General features: G+C 66.5%; 19 protein-coding genes. 14 read left to right on the forward strand and 5 right to left on the reverse strand.

The window, feature by feature from the left end:
- Positions 1-120: 120 nt before the first annotated feature.
- Both ROY82_08100 and ROY82_08105 read left to right on the forward strand, forming a co-directional pair.
- Positions 121-1065 carry an ABC transporter permease gene (locus tag ROY82_08100; protein MDT3682420.1) on the forward strand — a complete coding sequence of 315 codons (945 nt, stop codon included), beginning with the start codon at positions 121-123 and terminating at the stop codon, positions 1063-1065.
- Positions 1065-1886 (forward strand): ABC transporter permease, encoded by an 822-nt coding sequence (locus tag ROY82_08105; protein ID MDT3682421.1) that lies wholly within the window; start codon positions 1065-1067, stop codon positions 1884-1886. Before ROY82_08100 ends, ROY82_08105 begins: the two co-directional genes overlap by 1 nt.
- Positions 1887-1937: 51 nt before the next feature.
- On the opposite strand, the gene ROY82_08110 is transcribed toward ROY82_08105, so the two are convergent.
- Positions 1938-2663, reverse strand: a complete 726-nt coding sequence (locus ROY82_08110; protein MDT3682422.1) for a carboxymuconolactone decarboxylase family protein — start codon at positions 2661-2663, stop codon at positions 1938-1940.
- Between the two features lie 230 nt (positions 2664-2893).
- Between ROY82_08110 and ROY82_08115 the strand changes: the two genes are divergently transcribed.
- On the forward strand, positions 2894-3430 hold the full coding sequence (locus ROY82_08115) for a dihydrofolate reductase family protein (protein ID MDT3682423.1): 537 nt from the start codon (positions 2894-2896) through the stop codon (positions 3428-3430).
- A 232-nt stretch (positions 3431-3662) separates the two neighbouring features.
- Positions 3663-4133: a hypothetical protein gene (locus ROY82_08120; protein MDT3682424.1), complete on the forward strand. Its 471-nt coding sequence runs from the start codon at positions 3663-3665 to the stop codon at positions 4131-4133.
- A 92-nt stretch (positions 4134-4225) separates the two neighbouring features.
- On the opposite strand, the gene ROY82_08125 is transcribed toward ROY82_08120, so the two are convergent.
- The 3 genes from ROY82_08125 to ROY82_08135 form a co-directional block, all read right to left on the reverse strand.
- Positions 4226-4639, reverse strand: a complete 414-nt coding sequence (locus ROY82_08125) for a hypothetical protein (GenBank protein ID MDT3682425.1) — start codon at positions 4637-4639, stop codon at positions 4226-4228.
- Between the two features lie 89 nt (positions 4640-4728).
- Positions 4729-5598, reverse strand: a complete 870-nt coding sequence (locus ROY82_08130; GenBank protein ID MDT3682426.1) for a cytochrome c biogenesis CcdA family protein — start codon at positions 5596-5598, stop codon at positions 4729-4731.
- Complete coding sequence (locus ROY82_08135) at positions 5595-6305, reverse strand: thioredoxin domain-containing protein (GenBank protein MDT3682427.1); 711 nt, start codon at positions 6303-6305, stop codon at positions 5595-5597. The genes ROY82_08130 and ROY82_08135 overlap by 4 nt, the downstream gene beginning before the upstream one ends.
- 300 nt (positions 6306-6605) lie before the next feature.
- On the opposite strand from ROY82_08135, the gene atpD reads away from it, so the two are divergent.
- The 10 genes from atpD to ROY82_08185 all read left to right on the forward strand — a co-directional run bounded on the left by atpD (position 6606) and on the right by ROY82_08185 (position 14455).
- Positions 6606-7985, forward strand: a complete 1380-nt coding sequence (gene atpD / locus ROY82_08140; GenBank protein MDT3682428.1) for a F0F1 ATP synthase subunit beta — start codon at positions 6606-6608, stop codon at positions 7983-7985.
- On the forward strand, positions 7982-8365 hold the full coding sequence (locus tag ROY82_08145; protein ID MDT3682429.1) for a F0F1 ATP synthase subunit epsilon: 384 nt from the start codon (positions 7982-7984) through the stop codon (positions 8363-8365). The genes atpD and ROY82_08145 overlap by 4 nt, the downstream gene beginning before the upstream one ends.
- 1 nt (position 8366) lies before the next feature.
- Entirely contained in the window at positions 8367-8807 is a 441-nt protein-coding gene (locus ROY82_08150; GenBank protein MDT3682430.1) for an AtpZ/AtpI family protein, read from the forward strand.
- A gap of 30 nt (positions 8808-8837) precedes the next feature.
- Positions 8838-9128, forward strand: coding sequence for an ATP synthase subunit I (locus ROY82_08155; GenBank protein MDT3682431.1), 291 nt, complete (start codon positions 8838-8840; stop codon positions 9126-9128).
- Complete coding sequence (locus tag ROY82_08160; protein ID MDT3682432.1) at positions 9112-9849, forward strand: F0F1 ATP synthase subunit A; 738 nt, start codon at positions 9112-9114, stop codon at positions 9847-9849. The genes ROY82_08155 and ROY82_08160 overlap by 17 nt, the downstream gene beginning before the upstream one ends.
- Positions 9846-10115, forward strand: coding sequence for a F0F1 ATP synthase subunit C (locus tag ROY82_08165; GenBank protein ID MDT3682433.1), 270 nt, complete (start codon positions 9846-9848; stop codon positions 10113-10115). Before ROY82_08160 ends, ROY82_08165 begins: the two co-directional genes overlap by 4 nt.
- A gap of 8 nt (positions 10116-10123) precedes the next feature.
- Entirely contained in the window at positions 10124-10912 is a 789-nt protein-coding gene (locus ROY82_08170) for a hypothetical protein (GenBank protein ID MDT3682434.1), read from the forward strand.
- Positions 10902-12524, forward strand: coding sequence for a F0F1 ATP synthase subunit alpha (locus tag ROY82_08175; GenBank protein MDT3682435.1), 1623 nt, complete (start codon positions 10902-10904; stop codon positions 12522-12524). Before ROY82_08170 ends, ROY82_08175 begins: the two co-directional genes overlap by 11 nt.
- Positions 12521-13399 (forward strand): F0F1 ATP synthase subunit gamma, encoded by an 879-nt coding sequence (locus ROY82_08180; GenBank protein ID MDT3682436.1) that lies wholly within the window; start codon positions 12521-12523, stop codon positions 13397-13399. The genes ROY82_08175 and ROY82_08180 overlap by 4 nt, the downstream gene beginning before the upstream one ends.
- Positions 13400-13915: 516 nt before the next feature.
- A complete protein-coding gene (locus tag ROY82_08185; protein ID MDT3682437.1) occupies positions 13916-14455 on the forward strand; it encodes a helix-turn-helix transcriptional regulator in 540 nt (179 codons plus the stop codon).
- Positions 14456-14707: 252 nt separating this feature from the next.
- Here the strand turns inward: ROY82_08185 and ROY82_08190 are convergent, their stop codons facing one another.
- Positions 14708-16903, reverse strand: a complete 2196-nt coding sequence (locus ROY82_08190) for a helix-turn-helix domain-containing protein (protein ID MDT3682438.1) — start codon at positions 16901-16903, stop codon at positions 14708-14710.
- Positions 16904-17102 lie beyond the last annotated feature (199 nt).

The following is a 17102-nucleotide window of genomic DNA, read 5'->3' on the forward strand; positions in this document are numbered from 1 at the left end:
GGTCCGGCCGGCGCTTACGCGGGGCGGCGCGCGCAGGTCGTGCGCCGCCCCGCTCCAGTGACACTAGGTTGATAGCCACCCGGCCACCGATCCGGGCATGTGAAAGGAAACACGAGCGGAATGCTGGCGTTCACCGTTAGGCGCTTCTTCACCGCCCTGATCAGCGTGTGGCTCGCCAGTCTCGTGGTCTTCTCGGCCATCATCGCGGTGCCCGGCGACCCGGCCGAGATAATCCTCGGCCTCAACGCCAGCCCGCAGGCCCGCGACGCTCTGCGCGCCAAGCTGGGCCTCGACGTGCCGGCGCCGCAACGCTACGTAACGTGGCTTGCCAAGGCGGTCCGCGGCGACCTGGGCGAGAGCATCAACTACCAGCAGCCCGTCGGCAAGCTGATCGCCGCCCGGCTGCAGGTGTCCGTACCCCTCTCCATCGGCGCGGCGCTGGTGGCCACGCTGCTAGCCATCCCCTTGGGCATCTTCGCGGCCATGAGGCGGGGCACGTTGTTAGACCCGCTCATCACCACCCTCTCGCAGGTGGGCGCGGCCGTCCCGAGCTTCTGGCTGGGGCTTATCTTCATCCTCTATTTCGCGGTGCAGCTCAGGGTGTTGCCCGCGGGCGGCTTCACACCGTTCGAAACCGACCCGGCCAAGTGGTTCCGCAGCCTGGTGCTGCCCGTCCTGGCGCTTGGCCTCGGCCAGGCGGCCGTCATGACGCGCATGACGCGCGCCGCCATGCTCGACGTGCTGGACCAGGACTTCGTGCGCACGGCCCGGGCCAAGGGCGTAGGCACGGGCAAGCTGGTGCTCAAGCACGCGCTGCGCAACGCCATGGTCACCATCGTCACCATCTTGGGACTGTCTCTCACCAACGTGTTCATCGGTTCCATCGTCATAGAGCAGGTGTTCGCCCTACCCGGCATGGGGGCCCTGGCCCTCAAGGCCATCGGCACGCGCGACTTCCCCCTGCTGCAGGGCGAGATCCTCGTGTACGCCGCCACCATCGTGGCGCTCGGGTTCTTGGTGGACCTCTCCTACGGGCTGCTCGACCCGCGAATCAGGTACGCCTGATGGCGCGGCGCAGCAAGCTCGCCAAGCGCGCCAACCTGATAACCGGCGCCGTGCTGGTGGGCGTGGTGGCGCTGGCGGCGCTCCTCAGCTTCGTGTGGCTGCCAACCGACCCGCTGAAGATGAACTTCGCCAGCCAGCTCAAGCCGCCGTCGGGGGCGTACCCGCTGGGCACCGACCACTTCGGCCGCGACCTGCTCTCGCGCGTGCTGGTGGGCGCGCGCTCCACCCTCTACGTCGGCTTCATCGCGGTCGGCCTCGCCCTCTCGATCGGCAGCCTCCTCGGAGCGCTGGCGGGCTTCCTGGGCAACGTGGCTGACGAGGTGATAATGCGCGTGGTAGACGTGGCGTACGCCTTCCCGGCCATCCTCATGGCGCTGCTGCTGGCCGCCGTCTACAAGCCGGGGACGCTGACGGCCATGATCGCCATCGGGATAGCCACCGTGCCCATCTTCGCGCGCATTGCGCGCGCCAGCGTGCTGAGCCTCAAGGGCCGCGACTACGTGGAGGCCGGCCGCGCCCTGGGCGTGCGCCCCGGCCGGCTGCTCTTCAGGCACATACTGCCCGGCGCCGTGGGGCCGCTGGTGGTGCAGGCCAGCCTGAGCCTCGCGGTGGCCGTGCTTGCCGAGGCCGCCCTCTCGTTCCTCGGCCTGGGCACCCCACCCGACGTGCCGAGTTGGGGCAACATGCTGCGCGAGGCGCAGGGCTTCATGAGCATGAGCCCCTACCCCGCCCTGGTGCCCGGCCTGGCCATCGTCTGGACGGTGCTGGGGTGGAGCCTGTTGGGCGACGGCTTGCGGGACTGGTGGGACCCGCGGGGGTGAGTTGGAAACCTTGCGCGGGCCTTCAGGTGGGAGTGCCGGCCGACGGGCGGTTCAGGGCCGTTGGGCTTGCGGCACGCCGGTGCGGGCGGCGCCGTCTGGGTTGGGTCCGGGCGGAATATCGGCGTCCGAAGGCGCCCACGTTACGGGTGAGCCGAACAGGCCACGCAGCGAACCGTGCACCATGGCCGCGGGCAGCATGACGATGCCCGCTATAAGCATGCCGACCTCGTAACCAAGCGAGCTGCCCTTGAAGGGTCTCCCCTTGCGGCGCGACCGGAACGCGCTGTAAGGGATCCCGTAAACGTTGCCCGCCAACATGAATTGAACGGCGGCGAGCATGACGTGCGCCTCTTCGTCGCCGTACTCTTGCGCGATCAGGTCGAAAGCGGCCTTGTCGGGCCGTCCGGTGTGCTCGGCGAAGTGCTGCGCGAACAATATCGCCTTCGCCTCCTCCGGCTCGATGTAGTCGCCGCTCCCGCTCAGGAAACTGTTTATCTCCTCGTTGCTCATGCCCTGCGCCAGCGCCATCTTTGCGTGCTGGTACGAGCAGGCCGGGCAACCGTTGACTGCGGTTACCGCCAACTGCAAACGCCTCACAAGGTCTTCGTCTACCAGAGCGCGCCTCTTGTTCGCCATCAGCTTGGTGGCGGCCCAGGGCAATGCTGCGAAGGCCCGGTACATCTGCCACGCTCCGAACCTGCGCTTGTACTCCGTTCTGGAGGTCACCGCTTCTGGCAACACCACCCGCGGCGTGGTGTTCGGGTTGGGTTGCGTCACCTACGTCGCCTCTCCTCGCTCATTGCATGCGGCCGCAGTCGGGGCGGCATCGGGTGCCGCCGCTGTCGGGAAATCGAGTCTGCCGGCCATCTCCCGACACCATTACCCGCCGCTCGCCCGACGCAGGTAGTGGGTCGCACTCGACGACGCCACCGTCACGCGCCAGAAGCTCGTTGGACGTGCTAATTTCTTGGCACCCCGGCAGACGCGGCTTTAACGGGAGAATGTCAATGAGGCGTATCAGGTACCAGGTCGCTAGCAGTCTGGATGGCTTCATCGCCGGCCCCAACGGCGAGATCGACTGGATCCCGCATGAACCCGAGATCGACTTCGCCGAGCTCTTCGCGCAGTTTGACACTCTGCTCATGGGCCGGCGCACCTACGAAGACTTGCCGGTAGGCACCGAAGCGTTCGGGGAGCAACGGATCATCGTCTTCTCCCGCACTTTGCGGCAGAAGGACCATCCGGGCGTGACCATCCTGCGGGAGCTGAGCAGGGATTGGATCGACGAGCTGCGGGCGGAGCCGGGCAAGGATATCTGGCTCTTCGGCGGCGGCGAGCTGTTCCGCGCCTTCCTGGACCTGGACCGTGTCGACACGGTCGAACCCGCGGTGGTGCCGGTCGTGCTGGGCGCCGGCCGCCCGCTGCTATCGGCCCCGGCCATCGCGCGAAGGCTCGAGCTCAGGCGCCACCGCGTTTACCAGCACAGCGGCATCGTGCTGCTGGAGTACGACGTGCTGGGGCGGGGGCCCACGGAAACCAGTTGAGGGTCCCAGCCAGATTGTCTCCGCCTTCACTGCAGGCACTGGACCTTACGGGCTCCCATGTCCAACGCATCACCGACCAGGTCCGGAGGAGCGGTCCAGGCGCTTACGTGCCGTTGCCGGTGGCCGTTGCGGGGGAACGAAGTTAGGCTGGTCGGGTGAGCACGCCAACTACCTCTGAGCTGCTCGCACCTGGCCGGGCGCGAGCTTCCTACCTCGGCGAGGGCGAGGGCTGATGCCGGTGGCCGCCCATACGTTCTGGCTCGCTCTGCTGGTGGTGACTACCAGCATCTGGCTTGGCGGTTACGTGGCCATGGCGGTGGTGGCCCGCGCCTCGGCCAAGAGCCTGGAGCCGGCCGTCAGGGTGGCGTTCTTCCGCGCGCTCGGCCGCGCCTACTTGCCCGTGGGCGCCGCGGCGCTGGCCGTTGGGTTCATCAGCGGCGGGGTGCTCCTGCGGCAACGTCCCGTCGACGTACTCTCCATCGCGGCCGTACTCATAGCCGTTCTCCTGGTGGTTTGTCTGGGGGTAGCGGTGGCCCAAGCGAGGAGGATGACCAGGCTGCGGCAGCAGATCGGCGCTGCGCCGGACGACGAACGCCTGCAGATGAAGGCTTCATCGGACGGTCGAGCAGCCACCGCGTTGCGCGCGCTCTTGGGCGTGCTCAGCCTGGTGCTGGTAGTGCTCGGCAGCATGATGGCCGCCTAGTAGCGCGATCTTCGCCGCCGGCGCCGCAAGTTCTCCCGAGCTCATGCCACACGCGGCGGTCCTCTCGACGCCGTCCAGCTTTCTGCGCCTGCCTATGGAGGCGCGTCACCCGAACCGCTGAACTTGTTCAAGTGGAGCGCGTTGCTGACCAGCAGGTAGAGCGCCAAGAGCATGCCAAAGCCGTTGATGACGATCGTGGCCGTACTGCGACCACCACCCGAGCCCGGAAATAAACTGCCCAACCAGAACTGGACCAGCAGCGCGCTGATCGCGACGACAATGAGGTAGAACCCGGGACGGAACGGCAGCTCGACCGCCGGAGGGGCTTGAGCGTCACGAAGGACCACCCGGCCCACCGCCAAGATCGCCGCGGCGTTGACGAGGCCTACGAGCAGAGCGACGACCAAACCCGCGTCCGGCCAAACGACGACGAGCAAGAAGATCTGCAACGCGGCGAAGGCGGCGGTGGCGCGGAAGATGAGCATGGCGAACATCGGCCCCAGCATGACAGCTTCCGCACCCGTGGGAGGTAGCCGGGCGCCCGTAACGCACCACAACGCACGCACACGGTTACGCAGCGCGGCGCATGGCGGGCTCAGTCGGGAAGCTCACCCTCACTCGGGTTGCGCCCCGGCCCGGCGGCCTCACCACGCCTGGGCGCCACTGCGGCGCGCCAGGTGGCAAGCAGCACGACCGCCACCACCAGCAGCGGCACCACGAAGTCGGGCACGCGCCTGGCGAGGTTGGAGCCCCACTCCTGCAGCGCGAACTGCCGCTCGACGGCCACGATGCCGCCCAAGTTGGCGGTGCCCTCGGTGAGGATGAAGAGCAGGCCGATGCCCACGAAGACGAGGCCGGAGACGAGCGAGGTGGTGTGCGTCCGCAGAGGACCGATCACCAGCTCCTTGCCCCGCAACCAGCGCCGGCGGCCAAGTTCGAGATTGTTCCAAACCAGCGCCAGCGCGAAGAGGGGCAGCGCCATCCCGAGGGCATAGACGGCCATGAGCATGCCGCCGTACACCGGGTCGCCGCCGGCGATGGCGAACGTCAGCACGGCGCCCAGGAGGGGGCCCGAGCAGAAGCCGGCGAAGCCGTAGACGGCGCCCAGCGCCAGTACCGAGAACCCGCCTCCCCCGCCGACCGCCTTGCCGCTGCGGCCGCCGGGGATGAAGGAGAAGCCGCGCCCGGTGATCGCGAGCAGCCCGAAGACGATCAGCAGCACGCCGCCAATGGTCGTGACGGTCCCGCGGTACTGCGTCACGAGGCTGCCCATGGCGCCGACTCCGGCGCCCAGCGGCACCAGCACCAGCGCGAGGCCCAGGTAGAAGAGCGCGGTGCGGCCCATCAGCCTCCCCCAGCCGTCGAAGGCGTAGGCGAAGAACGACGGCAGCAGCAGCGCCGAGCACGGGCTGACGAGCGCAAACAGGCCGCCGAGGAACGCCCCGGCCAGCCCGATATCGATCATTTGCCGGCGAGCGCCTGTTCTATGAGGCCCACGAACACCGACGTGGGCTGCGCGCCGACGATCGGGTTGCCGTCGATGACGAACGAGGGTGTGCCGGTTATGCCCAGGTTGCGCGCCTGGATGGCGTCGATGGCTATGCTGGCGTCGAACTGCTCGCTGTTCATGTCGCTCTCGAAGCGCTCGAGGTCGGGCACACCGACCTGTGCCGCGAACGCCACGAGCTTCGCGGGCGTGAGGTCGTGGTGGCCGATCTCCGGCGCGGCGCCGTAGACGGCGGCGTTGAACTCCCAGAACTTGCCCTGCGCCGCCGCGGCGCGGCCGGCGCGGGCTGCGAGCATGGAGGCGTCGCCGAAGATCGGAAAGTCGCGCCACTCTAGCCGCACCTTCCCGGTGTTCACGAAGCGTTCCACGATGGCGGGTTCCGTGGTGTTGGCGTACCGGGCGCAGAAGGGGCAGCGGTAGTCGGAGAAGACGACCATCGTCACCGGCGCGTCGGGGTCGCCGAGCGCGAACGGGTCGCCCGGCGAGCGGCGCGACTGCTCGCCCAGGGGCCCAGACGTCTCGCGAACGGAGGTGGCAGCGGCCGGCGCCACGCTCGACCTGCCCAGGAAGTAACCGCCGGCGAAGAGGCCGGCGGCCACCACGGCCCCCACGATCCAGCGCGTGCCGCGGCTCAAGGTGGGGGTACTGCTCGCTTGTGAATCCATCAGAAGATACGTCCCTTCACGCGCCGATGCTACTTCCGAAAACCGCAAGCCCGAGTCTCGCGAGGGGCGTTCGACCGTTGTGCGTGCCTCCCCCGCGGGAGATAGTCGAGGAGGCTGGCCGGCTCCGGGCAACCGGCCTTTGCCCCGCACGCGTTACGCTGCACTAGAAGCCCGGGCAGCTTCGGCAACCACGCCCGAGGCGCCCACGCCCGAGGCAACCATGCCCCAGGCACCCGCGCCCCAGGCAGCCACGCCCGAGGCGCCCTCGCCTACCCCGCGAGCCAGGAACGGAGCCAGAAGGTGGACCACAAGCACGAGAACCTCGGAACCGTGGTCGCCGTGCGTGGGGGCGTCGTCGACGTGCGCTTCGAGGAAGCGTTGCCGGAGAACCGCGAGATGCTCATGGCGGGCGCCGCGCGCAACGTGCGCTTAGAGGTGATGTCGCAGGTCGGCGACCGCACCGTAAGGTGCCTGGCCTACACGTCCACCAGCGGCCTGGCGCGCGGCGAAGTGGCGCGCGCGACGGGCAGCGAGCTCATGATCCCCGTCGGCCCGGAACTGAAGGGCCGCGTGTTCGACGTGTTCGGGGAGCCCATCGACGGCCTGGGGGCCCTTCCAGGCAGCCAGCTGCGCCCCCTACTGCAGGCGCCCGTGGCGCTGCAGGACCAGGCGGTCACCTCGGAGATCCTCCCCACCGGCATCAAGGCGATCGACGTGCTGGCACCCATCGAACGCGGCGGCAAGGCCGGGCTGTTCGGCGGCGCAGGGGTGGGCAAGACGGTGCTGATCACCGAGCTCATCCGCAACATGGCCACGCGCCACAAGGGCGTCAGCCTCTTCTGCGGCATAGGGGAACGCTCCCGGGAGGCGGAGGAGCTGGTTCGCGAGGTGAAAGACGCCGGCGTGCTGCAAGACACCGTTCTGGTGTTCGGGCAGATGAGCGAGCCCCCCGGCGCCCGCTTCCGCGTGCCGCACACGGCGCTCACCATGGCCGAGTACTTCCGCGACGACGAGCGGCGCGACGTGCTGCTGCTGATGGACAACGTCTTCCGCTTCGTGCAGGCCGGCTCCGAGGTGTCGGGCCTCATGGGCCGGCTTTCCTCCCGGATGGGTTACCAGCCCACCATGGCCACCGAGCTTGGCGAGCTGCAGGAGCGCATCACCAGCACCCGGGGGGCCTCCATCACCTCGGTGCAGGCCATCTACGTGCCGGCCGACGACTTCACCGACCCCGCCGTAGTCCACATCTTCGGCCACCTCTCGGCCTCGGTGGTGCTCTCGCGCGAGCGCGCCAGCCAGGGGCTCTACCCCGCCATCGACCCGCTGGGCTCCACCTCGTCGCTGCTCACCCCCGCCATCGTCGGCGAGCGGCACGCGCGCATAGCCCGCGAGGTCCGCGCGACGCTGGCCGTCTACGACGACCTCAAGGACATCATCGCCATGCTCGGCTTCGAGGAGCTCTCCGAGGAGGACCAGCGCGCGGTGTCGCGCGCGCGGCGCCTCGAGCGCTACCTCACGCAGCCGTTCCACGTCACGGGCGCCTTCACCGGCCAGGAGGGGCGCGCCGTGGGCCTGGAGGACGCGTTGAGCGACTGCCAACGCATATTGAACGACGAGCTGGGCGAGGTTCCCGAGAGCGAGCTCTACATGATCGGGACGCTGGCCGAGGCGGGCCTATGAAACTCCTCCTCACGGTTCCCTCCGGCGTGCTGGTCGACGAGAGCGTGGTCAAGATAGCGGCCGAGTCGGACTTCGGCGCGTTCGTGATGCTGCCGCGCCACGGCGACACGGCGGTGCTGCTGGTGCCGGGGCTCCTCTCCTACTACCTGGAAGACGGCCGCGAGGTGTTCGTCGCCGTGGACCACGGCGTGCTGGTGAAGGCCGGCGAGCAGGTGCGCGTGGCGTGCCAGCGGGCGGTGGTGACCGTCGACCTGGCGAACGCGCAGGAGATGGTACTCGAACGCTTCGAAGTGCAGAGCGAGCGGGAGAAGCGCGCCCGCACGGCCCTCATCCGCTTGGAGGCCGACATCCTCAAGCGGGTCGGGGAGTTGAGGCGTTGACGTGGCGGACGAGCAGCGCGATCCGACCCGCCGCTCCGGCGTGCCCAGGCCCGAGCCCGACAAGGCCGGCGCGGCGGCCGAGCCGGCAGCCAACGCCAAGGCCGACGACCTGGCCTCCAACGCCAAGGCCGACGACCTGGCCGCCCACGCCAAGGCCGACGACCTGGCCGACGACCTGGTCGACGTGGTGGCGCGCAAGCAGGCCCGCAAGGAGCGCTCCCGCGCCGAGGGCAGGCGTGGGCTGGCGTACGGCTTCGGCGTCTTCGGCCTGGTGGGCTGGTCGGTTGCGCTCCCCACCCTGCTCGGCATCGGCCTGGGCGTCTGGATCGACAAACGCTACCCCAGCCCCTACTCGTGGACGCTCATGCTCATGATCGCGGGGCTCATGGTGGGCCTGTTCAACGCCTGGTACTGGGTGCGCAAGGAGACCGGCGATGAGTAGCCGCGGCCTCGAGGGGCGGGGGTGGGCGCCATGAACGTGGGGCACCTCTTACTGGGTTACGGCGCCGGCGCCGTGCTGGGCACCCTGTACCTGCTGGGGCTGTGGTGGACGGTGGGGCGCGCCGCCCGCACGGGCAACCAGTCGCTGATCCTCATCAGCTTCGCGCTGCGGGCGCTGGCGCTGCTGCTGGCCCTCTACGGCCTGCTCGGCCTGGGAGCCACCGGCCTGATCGCCGCGCTGCTCGGCTTCCTCACGGCCCGCTTCCTCCTGACGCGGCTGCTGGGCCGCGGGAAGGAGGCGCGCAATGACCCTGTCTCCTGACGAGATCGTCTACTTCACGCTAGGGCCCCTGAACGTCAGCGCCACCCTCGTCTTCACCTGGGTGACCATGCTCCTGCTGATCATCGTCAGCGTGCTGGTAACGCGCGGCCTCAAGGTGATGCCGCCCATCGGGCGCGGCCAGCACGCTTTCGAGGCGCTGGTGACGTTCCTGCTCGGCGAGATCGAGGCCGTCACGGGCCAGGACCCGAAGCGGTACCTCCCGTTCGTGGGCACGCTCTTCTTGTTCATCGTGACCTCCAACGTGCTTAGCATCGTCCCGGGCTTCGAGCCGCCCACGGGCTCGCTCATGACCACCGGCGCGTTGGCCGTCGCCGTGTTCCTGGCGGTGCCAGGGTTCGGGATCGCGCGGGTGGGTGTGCGCGGCTACCTGCGCGGCTACCTCGAGCCCTCGCCGTTCATGCTGCCCTTCACGATCATCGGCGAGTTCACCCGCACGCTGGCGCTGGCCATGCGGCTCTTCGGCAACATAATGAGCGGAACCGTCATCGTCTCGATCCTGCTGGCCATCACGCCGCTCTTCTTCCCCGTGATCATGCAGGCGTTCGGGCTGCTGATCGGCGTAATTCAGGCGTACATCTTCGCGGTGCTCGCCATCGTCTACATAGCTTCCGGCACCAGCGAGACCGAGAAGCGACTCGCCAAGGACGGCGCGGCGAACGGCGCCCCCGCCGACCGCGCAGCAGAAGGAGGTAACGCATGACCGACCTAGGAATCATCGGCATGGTCTCGGTGTTTACGGCCGGGATCACCATGGCCATCGGCTCCATTGCCCCGGCCATGGGCCAGGCGCGCGCCATAGCGCAGGCGCTGCAGAGCATCGCCCAACAGCCCGACGAGACGAACTCGATAACGCGCACGCTCTTCGTGGGCCTGGCCATGGTCGAGTCGACCGCCATCTACTGCTTCGTGATCGCGCTCATCCTGATCTTCGCCAACCCGTTCTGGGGCGCCGTGACGGGAGGATAGGTGCTGAAGTGACCGTCGACTGGTTCTTGCTTGCGGCGCAGCTCATCAACTTCGCCCTGCTGCTCGTGCTGCTGCGGGTGTTCCTCTACAAGCCCGTCCTGAACGTCATGGAGCAGCGCGAGGAGCACCTGGCGCTGGTGTGGTCCGAGGCGGAGCGGGTGCAGGCGGAGGCCAAGGCGGAGGCCGCCGAGCTGGCCGAGGCGCGCGCCGGCATGGACCGCGAGCGCCGCCGGCGCCTGGAGCTGGTCGAGGCCGAGGCCGAGCGACTGCGGGCAGGCCGCCTGCGCGAGGTGGAGGTGGAGACCGCCGCCTTCCGCGTCAGCCAGGGCGAGGCGCTGGAGGAGGGTCGGAAGAAGGCGGTGGCAGCGCTTCAAGACCGCAGCGCGGAGCTGCTGCTCAGCGAGCTGCGCGCCACGCTCGACGACCTGGCAGACGACGACCTCGAGCAGCGCACGACCGCAGTGTTCGCCAGGCGGCTGCGCGAGCTGGAGCCGGAGCACGTGGCCGAACTGCGAGCGGCGGCGCTGGACGCCGCGCCGGTGATCGCCACCGCGTTCGAACTGGGCGAGCCTCAGCGGCGCGAGCTTGCCGAGCTCGTGAACGACGTCACGAGCACCACCACGCCGCCGAGCTTCGTAATCGACGACCGCTTGCTCTTCGGGGTCGAGCTGACCGTAGGCGCCGTGCGGGTGGCGGTCTCGGGCGACGAGCGGCTGGCGGCGCTGGAGGCAGGCTTCGACCAGGCCCTCGCCGACCTCGAGGCCAGGCTCAGGGCAGGCGGTAGCGGTGAAGCCTGAGGGCACCGACGACCTCACGCGCGCGCTGGTGGACGGGCTCGAGGCGCTGGACGCCTCGCGCAAGCTGCTGGGCAGCACGCTGAGCGTCGGCGAGGTGGGAACGGTCACCTCGGCCGAGAGCGGCATAGCTCGGCTGAGCGGGCTGCCGGGCGTGGCCGTGGACGAGGTGGTGCGCTTCGAGGGCGGCCAGGTGGGCCTCGCCGCCGACCTCGGGCACGCCGAGGTGGGCGTGACCCTGCTGGACAGCTCCGAGGGCATAGTCGCGGGCATGCGCGTCACGCGCACCGGCCGCGTGCTGGACGTCCCCGTGGGCGAGGCGCTCCTCGGCCGCGTGATCAACCCGCTGGGCGTGCCGCTGGACGGGCTGGGGCCCCTGGCCGGCGACGAGCGCCTACCGGTGGAGCGCCCCGCCACCCCTATCTTCGAGCGCGCCCCCGTCTCGCGGCCGCTGCAGACGGGCGTCAAGGTGATAGACGCGCTCTTCCCCATCGGCCGCGGCCAGCGCGAGCTGATCGTGGGCGACCGCCAGACGGGCAAGTCGTCGGTGGCGCTGGCGTCCGTGTTGGCGCAACGGGGCACGGGCGTGAGGTGCGTGTTCTGCAGCATCGGGCAGCGCGGTTCGCAAGTGGCGCGCACGGTGGAGGCGTTGCGGGCTGCGGGCGCGTTGGAGTACACCACCTTGGTGGTCGCCAGCAGCCACGAGCCGCCGGGCCTGCGCCAGGTGGCGCCCTTCGCCGCCACCAGCATGGCCGAGGCGTTCATGGAGACCGGCCACGACGTGCTGGTGGTGTACGACGACCTCACGCAACACGCGCGCACGTACCGCGAGCTCTCGCTACTGCTGCGGCGCCCGCCGGGCCGCGAGGCGTACCCGGGCGACGTCTTCTACCTGCACGCGCGCCTGCTCGAGCGCGCCACGCAGCTCTCCGCGAAGCGCGGCGGCGGCTCGCTGACGGCGCTGCCGATAGTAGAGACGCAGGAGCGCAACCTGTCGGCTTACATCCCCACCAACCTCATCTCGATCACCGACGGGCAGATAGTCATGTCGCCCGACCTGGCGGCCCGCGGGATCTTGCCTGCGGTCGACATCGGCTTCTCCGTCTCGCGCGTGGGCAGCAAGGCGCAGCTCCCCGCGCTGCGCGCCGTGGCGGGCAGGCTGCGCCTGGCGTACGCGCAGTTCGAGGAACTCGAACGGTTCGCGCGCTTCGGCGCCGACGTGGACAAGGCCACGCAGCAGACGCTGCGCCGCGGCCGCCGCGTGCGGGCCTCGTTCGCCCAGGGCGCGCTCGACGCCGTTCCGGCAGGCCAGCAGGTGGCGCTCATGCTGGCAGTTGGCGAGGGGCTGCTGGACGAAGTGCCGGCCACGGACGTGGCGCGCGTGGAGAGGCGGCTGGCGGCGCTTGCGAAGCAGCGCCACGCCGAGTTGCTGGGCCGCCTGGAGGGCGGGGCGGAGATGTCCGACGCCGATCGCAATGCCCTACTGGGTACGGCACGTGAGGCCGTGGCCGAGACGCTGGTCGAGGCGACGGAGGCAGGGACCTCGCGGCCGGAGGCTTCGGATGCGGAGACCGCGCGCGAGACTCATGACGAGCCGGCTGAGGGAACGCCATGAGCAGCATGCTGACCACCCGCCGGCAGCTCAAGAGCGCCGAGACGCTGCAAAGCGTGGTTACGACCATGAAGACGCTCTCCTCGGTGCGGATAGTGCAGTACCGCCGCTCGGTGACGGCGCTGGAGGCTTCCACCAAGACGCTCGAGCTGGCCGTGCAGGCGCTGCTGACGCTGCACCCGGAACTGCTCGAGGTGGAGGCGGCTCCCACGGGCCGCTCGGTGGCGGCCGTGATACTCGGCTCGGACCGCGGCCTGTGCGGCCCCTTCAACGAGCGCATCATCCGCCACGCCACCGGCCTCCTCAAGGCGCGGACCCCCGAGGGCGAGGCGCCGACGGTGCTGGCCGTGGGCCGGCGCGTGGATTCGCGGCTGAACGCCGCCGGTTACGCGCCCGCCGCGCGCGTGGCGCCGCCCGGCAACGTGGGCGCCATAGACAAGTCCGTTGTCGAGGTGCTGGCACACGTGGACCGCTGGCGCTCCCAGGGCCTGGCGGGCCGGCTCTACCTGGCCTACAACCTCCCAACGCGCGGCGCCGCCTACCAGCCGGTGGCGGTGCGCATACTGCCGGTGGACAGGCAGTGGCTGGAGCGCCTCCGGGCGCGGCCCTGGCCGTCACGCCGCCTGCCGATGGCCCTGGGCGACGGCTACGCCCTGCTTCAGGGCCTCGTGCGGCAGTTCATAGCCCACGCGCTGGTGCTGGCCTTCGCGGCCTCACAGGCCAGCGAGAACGCCGCCAGGCTGGCGGCCATGGACGCCGCCGAACGCAACATAGAGGAGCGCATAACGCAGCTAGGCACCGCGTACAGGCAGGCGCGGCAGAACGCCGTGACTGCGGAGCTGCTTGACATTCAGGCGGCTTATGCGGCGAATAGGTAGTTGGCGCGGGCCCTCGAGTTAGGGTGGCTGGCCGGTAGAGCGGGCGGTAGGTCGCTCGCTGCGCGCCGTGCGTGCGCGTGGTGGCCACTCGATGCGCATGTGGTTGTGAGGCGAACGTTAGGCCGGAATAGCATCGCGTCCATGCAGCGGCTTCGATAATCTTGGCCTGGGCTGTCGGGCACCTACATTATTGCCGCTTCGGGCGGTTGTGGAGCAATGTTTCCACCGGGCTGCCTAAGAACGCTGCCCCGCGACGGGCCAGCTTATTGCACGCAACCTAGCGTCACCATTATTCCAGCGGCAACCTTGGCAGTTGACAAGTGCACCTTGCATCACCGGACGACAATCGCCTAGACCGCTTGGGCGACTAACTGGGAACGTTTCGGCGAGTTCTCCCACGCGAAATTCGACCCAGAAAGGGCCGTAGCCGCCTACCGGCGCTGTAACCGCGATGTAACCCGGCTTGGCCCAAAGTAAAGGCCCGTTGCGGGAAATTCACATTGCGGAGGCAGTCCAATGGCCCGGAAAGCTCCAGTCATCAACGTCATAGCAGCCGATTTGTCCTACCATCGGTTGATTCAACATGCCTTGGAGCACATTGAGGCTTCGGCTTCCGAACAGCCAGGCCCTTACTCCGCCCATCTTCTGCTGGACTTCCCGATGGCATGGGCAATTGGCAGACTGACGGAGATGAATAGCCTCGACAGAGCGAAGACGCTGATCGTCACCCAAGGCACGCATGATGCATATCGCGACTTGTTGGCCAGCTTTCATATTAGCGGCGTCGTCGGGACGAGTGACCTTCGCGCCATTGTCGCAGGCATCTACGCGGCAGCGTCATCCCTCAAGACCTATCAGTGGAAGTCAGGTCTCACCTACATGGAGTTGCGGGTAACGCGCTTGTTGCTCCAGGGCTTAGATACTTCCAGCGCTGCCGAAACTTTGAGGGTCTCTCAGAAGACAATCAATGCGCACGTTTCAAACATCCTTAACAAACTCGGCATCGAGTCCCGAGCTCAGTACATTGCGGCACTGCTTGGACACAATCAGCTTTGACGCCGGCTCGCTAGTGGAGACGTGTGTTACCTGATCCTCCGCTTGGACATCCCTTTGGATTTGGCGGCCCCCATTGGTGCCGCCCATCCAGCTTGGTAAGATTCAGGCGCTCGACTACGATTCCAAATTCTAGACTCCAGTTGCCAGCATTGACAAAGCCAGTACCACAATACTGGATGACCAGCCGGCAGCTAACTCCGCGGCCCGGCCGGGAGCGAGCATAATCCGCACTTCCGCCATGTTAGGAGGGACTTACCAGGCGGAGCGGATCCTGCGAATCCTGGCTGTAACTGCCGATTTTCGATAATCGCCCGGCCTCAGGCTATCTCGCGCTGCAAGCCATACCTCAAGGTCGTCATCCAGAACAGTTCCTAGCTGGATTAGCGCGTCGGTGTCTTGCGAAATCAATACAGCCTGACGAATGGATTCCTCAAGATGGTGTCGATGGTCGACGATTGCAGGAGCGTCCGACTGTGGAAGCAATGGTCCCGCGTAGAGATTTAGTGCCGCTTGGAATTTGCCGCTTTCAATGTAACTCGTGGCTTCCAAGAAGTCGGACTTAACCGGGGTTTCCAACTTGTATGGCGATTTTGAAATCGGGAACTTCTTGCGTAACCGCGATACGGCGACCTTGGTTCTTTTGGCATCACCCACGTCTCCATACTGAAATGAATGTAGCTTTTCGGCTGTTAGGCCGGCAGGGTAAAGGAGGAGCAGGGTAAGAATCTCCGCCTGTCGTGTCGACAATTCCACTGACTTTGGGCCGTCTCGCATTTGCTGGCCTCCAAGAAACCGGAGCTCCACGGTCACCTTGGAATCCCGATATAGCTTTTTTACGGCTTCTAAACACTCATGATCAGCAGCTAGCAGTTTCCAACCAGAGTCGCTTAGCGGATCTAGGTAGTACGCATGATTCTTCAGGCATTTCAATGCCCCCTTGGCGTCATTCATTAGGAGCCTCGATATGGCTACCCATATGGCCGCTTGGGCAACGTGAACTGCTGCTGCAACTGGCTTGAGGTCTTCTAGGGCGCTCCGCAAATGGCTTTCGGCCTGGGCCTCGCCTCCGGTCAGGAGAACCATGCCCTTGATTAGTTTCCCCAAAGCCTTTTCGAGTGCAGAACCAGTCCGGCTAATCGAAAAGACTTGATGAGAGAGCGCTTCAGCGTCTCGTTGTTTTCGCTGGGCGATTTTCAGAGCCACTAGCTCCAGTGAAGCGAGTGCAGACGCCTCCACTGGGGACCTTTCCACAAGAGCGCTAAGCCTTTCTCCCGCACGATCGAGATCTCCCGTCACCAAGTCAACTCCTCCCAGGGTAGAAATCAACATTTCGAGACCTGGGACATCAATCAATTCACTTCCAACGCTAATGTCAGCCAATAGCGTTTTGGCCTCATGCGCTTCGCCGACCAAGAGCGTGGCAAAGGCCAAGGTCGCTTTAGCCGACAACTTCCGAGACACATCTACCACTTCTCGCCGTCTCTTCTCCCCAAGCGCCCAGCGCGCCCAGCCAATTGCCTCTCGATAGTTACCGACGCGAATTTCATGTTGCGCGATGTCGATTCCGCACGCCACGACGAGATGGTGTGCCCCATCCATGTCGGCCAAGCGCATCGCTTCTCTAAACATCACAATCGGCATGTCTCTCTCGCCGTGTATGCCCAATGCAAATCCATGTGCTCTTAGGGTGATTGGCGCTTCTAGCGCGCTTATGGCCGCTGCCGTCTCGCTTAACATATTCATACCTGGATAGGCCATCGCAACCGTCGACCTGAGTTCTGGAGCTTCTGAATCGTGAAGGATTCGACGGATTCGTGGCATCAGCAACCACTGTTTTCCAATCGCACAAGCGGCCGCGAAACCCCAATATGCCGTTTTGGGCTCATCACGGAATTTGTTCGGCAAGCCGGATAGTCGCGCATAAATGTACTCGTGCTCGCCCCGGTTAAAGAACCAGTCCCCCGCTCGGTCAATGAACCCCGGAATTCGATCTGGCGCGAGTTGACACGCATAATCAAAGGCCATGCCCCACATTTCGCGGTGTATCAAGCCGTCGATCACTTGGCCTGGAGAAAGGGCGCTCCCCCCTCTTTCCGGTTCATCAGTTCTCGAGTATTTTTCCACTATCGGCAGACGCAAGAGAGACGATAGAACGTCAAGGTAATTGCCGGCATTCTGTTCGTGAGCTAATAGCACTGATTCGGGCTCAACCAGGTCAGGCGTCTCAAGGAGCGCTTCTGACTCTGTCAATCGCAGAAAATCCCCGTCCACGACAACGTAATTGGCCAGTTGCAACGGGATACTTGACGAGATCTCATCAACGACGACTATAGCGTCACAGGTTGGCCCCAAAGTCGCAAGCAGCTTCATTATGTGGTGCCAATTTGTCTCGGCCCAGCCCGACACAAGTCGAAACGGACCTACTCGCATTTGATACTCCTCAATCACAGATATGGCCGCCGAGAAAGACCCACTGTTCTCGCCGAACGAAGTGCCAAGTCCACGAGCAATAGAACTTCTCAGAACTCTCGCGAAAGCATCCTCATCCATGGGCTGGTCAACCCAAACTGAAAGCAAAGGCAAATTGGACGACAACAGGGCACCGCATATTACGTCAATTCCACTCCTGCGGTGGCAACGCAACAGA

It is taken from the genome of Truepera sp. (assembly GCA_032027045.1).
GTDB lineage: Bacteria > Deinococcota > Deinococci > Deinococcales > Trueperaceae > JAAYYF01.

Coding starts and splice junctions, on each gene's coding strand:
- ROY82_08100 (MDT3682420.1), top strand. CDS start 121: ATGCTGGCGTTCACCGTTAGGCGCTTCTTCACCGCCCTGATCAGCGTG.
- ROY82_08105 (MDT3682421.1), top strand. CDS start 1,065: ATGGCGCGGCGCAGCAAGCTCGCCAAGCGCGCCAACCTGATAACCGGC.
- ROY82_08115 (MDT3682423.1), top strand. CDS start 2,894: ATGAGGCGTATCAGGTACCAGGTCGCTAGCAGTCTGGATGGCTTCATC.
- ROY82_08120 (MDT3682424.1), top strand. CDS start 3,663: ATGCCGGTGGCCGCCCATACGTTCTGGCTCGCTCTGCTGGTGGTGACT.
- ROY82_08125 (MDT3682425.1), bottom strand. CDS start 4,639: ATGCTGGGGCCGATGTTCGCCATGCTCATCTTCCGCGCCACCGCCGCC.
- ROY82_08130 (MDT3682426.1), bottom strand. CDS start 5,598: ATGATCGATATCGGGCTGGCCGGGGCGTTCCTCGGCGGCCTGTTTGCG.
- ROY82_08135 (MDT3682427.1), bottom strand. CDS start 6,305: ATGGATTCACAAGCGAGCAGTACCCCCACCTTGAGCCGCGGCACGCGC.
- ROY82_08145 (MDT3682429.1), top strand. CDS start 7,982: ATGAAACTCCTCCTCACGGTTCCCTCCGGCGTGCTGGTCGACGAGAGC.
- ROY82_08155 (MDT3682431.1), top strand. CDS start 8,838: ATGAACGTGGGGCACCTCTTACTGGGTTACGGCGCCGGCGCCGTGCTG.
- ROY82_08160 (MDT3682432.1), top strand. CDS start 9,112: ATGACCCTGTCTCCTGACGAGATCGTCTACTTCACGCTAGGGCCCCTG.
- ROY82_08165 (MDT3682433.1), top strand. CDS start 9,846: ATGACCGACCTAGGAATCATCGGCATGGTCTCGGTGTTTACGGCCGGG.
- ROY82_08180 (MDT3682436.1), top strand. CDS start 12,521: ATGAGCAGCATGCTGACCACCCGCCGGCAGCTCAAGAGCGCCGAGACG.
- ROY82_08185 (MDT3682437.1), top strand. CDS start 13,916: ATGGCCCGGAAAGCTCCAGTCATCAACGTCATAGCAGCCGATTTGTCC.